This is a genomic window from Erwinia sp. OLFS4, assembly GCF_002752165.1.
Classification (GTDB): domain Bacteria; phylum Pseudomonadota; class Gammaproteobacteria; order Enterobacterales; family Enterobacteriaceae; genus Izhakiella.
Map to the genome: position 1 here is coordinate 1 of NZ_MOMB01000089.1, position 3,261 is coordinate 3,261.

The 3,261-nt window shown below is 41.5% G+C and carries 6 protein-coding genes and 1 pseudogene; 1 reads left to right on the top strand and 6 read right to left on the bottom strand.

The genetic code is table 11. The features are described 5' to 3' along the window. From BL249_RS18535 to BL249_RS18555, 6 genes and pseudogenes are all read right to left on the bottom strand, one after another. Nucleotides 1-535, bottom strand: a pseudogene (locus BL249_RS18535) (hypothetical protein); the annotation flags it as partial. Between the two features lie 14 nt (nt 536-549). Then, the gene (locus tag BL249_RS18540; protein WP_099707662.1) at nt 550-849 is read right to left on the bottom strand and encodes a hypothetical protein; all 300 of its coding nucleotides are present in this window, start codon (nt 847-849) and stop codon (nt 550-552) included. Nucleotides 850-993: 144 nt separating this feature from the next. Continuing rightward, entirely contained in the window at nt 994-1,146 is a 153-nt protein-coding gene (locus BL249_RS19080) for a hypothetical protein (protein WP_158233136.1), read from the bottom strand. Nucleotides 1,147-1,217: 71 nt separating this feature from the next. Then, complete coding sequence (locus BL249_RS19535) at nt 1,218-1,391, bottom strand: DUF1482 family protein (protein WP_099707663.1); 174 nt, start codon at nt 1,389-1,391, stop codon at nt 1,218-1,220. A gap of 255 nt (nt 1,392-1,646) precedes the next feature. Beyond that, nucleotides 1,647-2,033: a hypothetical protein gene (locus BL249_RS18550; protein ID WP_099707664.1), complete on the bottom strand. Its 387-nt coding sequence runs from the start codon at nt 2,031-2,033 to the stop codon at nt 1,647-1,649. Between the two features lie 318 nt (nt 2,034-2,351). After that, complete coding sequence (locus tag BL249_RS18555; RefSeq protein ID WP_099707665.1) at nt 2,352-2,792, bottom strand: helix-turn-helix domain-containing protein; 441 nt, start codon at nt 2,790-2,792, stop codon at nt 2,352-2,354. Between the two features lie 104 nt (nt 2,793-2,896). Between BL249_RS18555 and BL249_RS18560 the strand changes: the two genes are divergently transcribed. Further along, nucleotides 2,897-3,148, top strand: a complete 252-nt coding sequence (locus BL249_RS18560; protein ID WP_446717728.1) for a YdaS family helix-turn-helix protein — start codon at nt 2,897-2,899, stop codon at nt 3,146-3,148. Nucleotides 3,149-3,261 lie beyond the last annotated feature (113 nt).

A 3,261-nucleotide genomic window follows, 5' to 3' on the forward strand; every position in this document is an offset into this window, starting at 1 on the left:
CGCGGAGGGCGGTAAGCAAATTATCAACGGATGCAGGGAACATATTTTTAACGGCGGTAACGCGGCAAAGGCCATCTATCACCGCGCGAATATCTTCCGGTGCTTCTTCGTCATTCAGCATGTCGTAAGCGTTGGACAAATACTCCTGATTTACAGTTTCCGGCACTGCGCCATACATAACGATATAGGCAATTCGAACATCTGCCGGAAGATCGAAAATAACGACAGGTTCTTTGTTATTTGGGTCTTTTGTTACTATTAAATCAAAACATTTATTTTCTTCATTCCATGTGTGATTTGCCATCCATTCTTCATCGAATTCATTAACAGATGGATGCTCTACGCCGTCACGATGAAGACTAATTTTAGGTTTGAAGTAGTTATTTCCTGAGTCAGGGAAACTTTCTTCTAATGCGACAGAGGCTTTCATTTCGGCCAGCTTTTCATTTTTAGCCTCAACGGCAATAGCAAGCGCTATGGTTCCGTTGGCTAATGCTGATTTCTTTGGTATAAACCCACAAATATATAATGCCATTGGTCATTCCTCGCTTATTTATGTTCAATGCAACGTAAGGATTGAATTTTTCCCTCAATAATCTGTACCTTTGCATGTGCATCGGAAAGTATTTTTCTTTTCGATTCCTCCAGATGATTAATTTCCCCTTGTGTTAAATCGATAGATGGTATGTCAATTGATAAATCATGAGTTGTTAATAAAATAGTTGCTACATTGTCATTGCTTATTGGCTCATAATCTAAAACCCTGATGCTGAAGTCTTCTTCCCAGGAATATTTTTGCGCTGCAATGAATAATACCTTGTTGATCGATGATGGAAGGGTTGTTTGCATGATTACCTCGTAGTGTTATACTCCCTGAGTCCAATGGTAGAAGCCATTGGTCATACCTCGCTGGAGTCGGTTTGGTCGCTGACTCCGCCGTCAACGGGACGTTAAGCCGGTAGACTGGCCCGCCTTGTGCGGGCCTTTTTACGGCTACTCTTCCTCGCCGCCAATCGCTACGCTAATTTCGTTAGCGAGTGATAGCCCATCGTTGCCTACCTCATCACAATGTTTAACAAAGTCACTCCATTGGGAATCGATAAATTGACGTAATACAGTTGATTGAAATTCATCAAGTTCAAACATATCTTTATTCCTGTATGTATTCGTGTTTATAAAGCCTCACACATTAACGCCCATGAAAAAGTAAGAGGGGTTTATTTCTGATGGATGATGCTTTCTACTTCGTAACAGTTGCCGTTAAAAATACGCCTCTCATAAATAACGTTTTCACACTCCTGCTTAGAATCATAAATTTCATAAATAACGTCTTTGCATGTTTCATGCGCAGGACATACTGTTACAACTAATGCGAATAATAGTTGTTGCATATATTCCCCTGGTGTTTGGCGGCTTAATTTTTTTCGTCTACTACTGGGTGGTATTTCTGTTCGTCACCATCACAGTAGTATTCATAGCCGCGTCTATTAAATAGAAAAACCAGAGCGTCAATTGGAGTATTAGCGTAATCCATTTTTCATTCCTCTCTTTATTTGGAATTTAGCTGATTGTGGGCGGTAATCATGGACTTTATGCACATAGCTATAAGAGGTCGGTTCTCCGTCACCACAATCAGCTAAAACTGGTTATAGTGAAATTGCGTGCTTTAGTTGCTTTTCTTCTTTATGGCAGTCTAAAAATAACCACTTTTCACCGTCCCATATATATGAGTATTCTTCTTGAGTTAGCGGTTTATTTTTCTTTTTAAAATCAGTATTACTCTCTCCACGATCACGGCCATAGTAAACGGTGTAACCCTTAACTGGAGTGCTGAAGGAATGTCCCTCCGGCTGGTCACTGCTATTTTCCAGAGAGGATATATCTCCATGTGAAACCAGCTTTTCCGCTAATTCCTGAGAATTGTAATGCGCTGTCAGAATTGGGGCGTGATGTTCAGGATAGCCATCCCAGTGACAGTAGACGCAGTGATAAATGTCACCGACTTTTACATTGATATTTGATCTGGTCGCCATTGGTCATTCCTCGCTTATAACGTGATTGGTCATACCTCGCCCGTCTTTCCGGGGTGTCAGAACTTTTACCCATATCAGCCTGCTGTGCCGTGTTTCTCGCGATTCACCCGGTGTTTCATACGCTCGCCGGTAGCTACTTCGTGGGCTTTCCTTGCCTTATCGCATTGGCTGCTTGCCGTTGATGGGTTTGATTAAACCACCAGTTTAAAATTATTTCAACCTTGAATCTCATAAAAGTTAAACCGATGGTTGTAATTACCTGAATTTTGGACGAAAAAAAACCGACTCAAGTCGGCTTAGTAGGGGAGATATGGGAGATTAGTTATCTTTTTTGGTTTTCATTATCTCATCGATATTGCGTGATTTTAATAACTCCTTGAATAGACTATCATAATTTTCAACCATCTCTTGCAGAGCTGCAATGTGATTGGTCTTTGCACTTTCTGGTAGCCGCTCGAAAAGCTTCAAAAGAGTTTTCTGTCTGTCACTAAGTTCTATGGGATTGAAATCATCCTCAATTGGTTCCGAGTTCTCGGATAGCTCATCGCCAAGTAACCAAGTTAACGACACACCAAAAGCTTCCGCAATTTTTAAGGCTGATTCTTTGCTGATATTACCTGTAGTGAACCACTTACCCGCCGCTTGTGGTGTTACCTCACAAATTCTTGCCAACCCGGATTTGTTAACCCCAGATCGTTTCATCAATGTGTAGAGCCGCTCTGCCACAGGAGGCATAGAAGAAGATTTTTCTTTTTTCATATCAAAAGTATAAACCAAAGGTTGTGACTAAGAAATGATCTTTTGGTTGTTATTTTATTAAACTCATGGTTTAATTTATTCGCGATTAACACTGAGGTTTAACCATGATGAAAACTGCATTACAGCGTGCTATTGACTCCGCAGGATCTTTGCGGGGTTTTGCGGCGCAATTGGAAATATCCGAGCAATCTGTTTGCCGATGGAAAAATAAGTACAAGGGCAACGTACCTTCAGGCCGTGTTTTAAAGGTCTACGAAATTTCTGGAGTAACTCCACACGAGTTGCGGCCCGATCTTTACCCAAATCCAACTGATGGCCTACCACCAGATCATCAGAGTACATCACCAGGAGCATAAAAACTGACTTATGGAAATCAATCATGAAGCCATTTGCATTGAGCTACGCCGTTGGGCCAGTGCAACAAAACGGGAAACGGTAGCGGCTGAGATAACCCAGCGTTATTTCGATA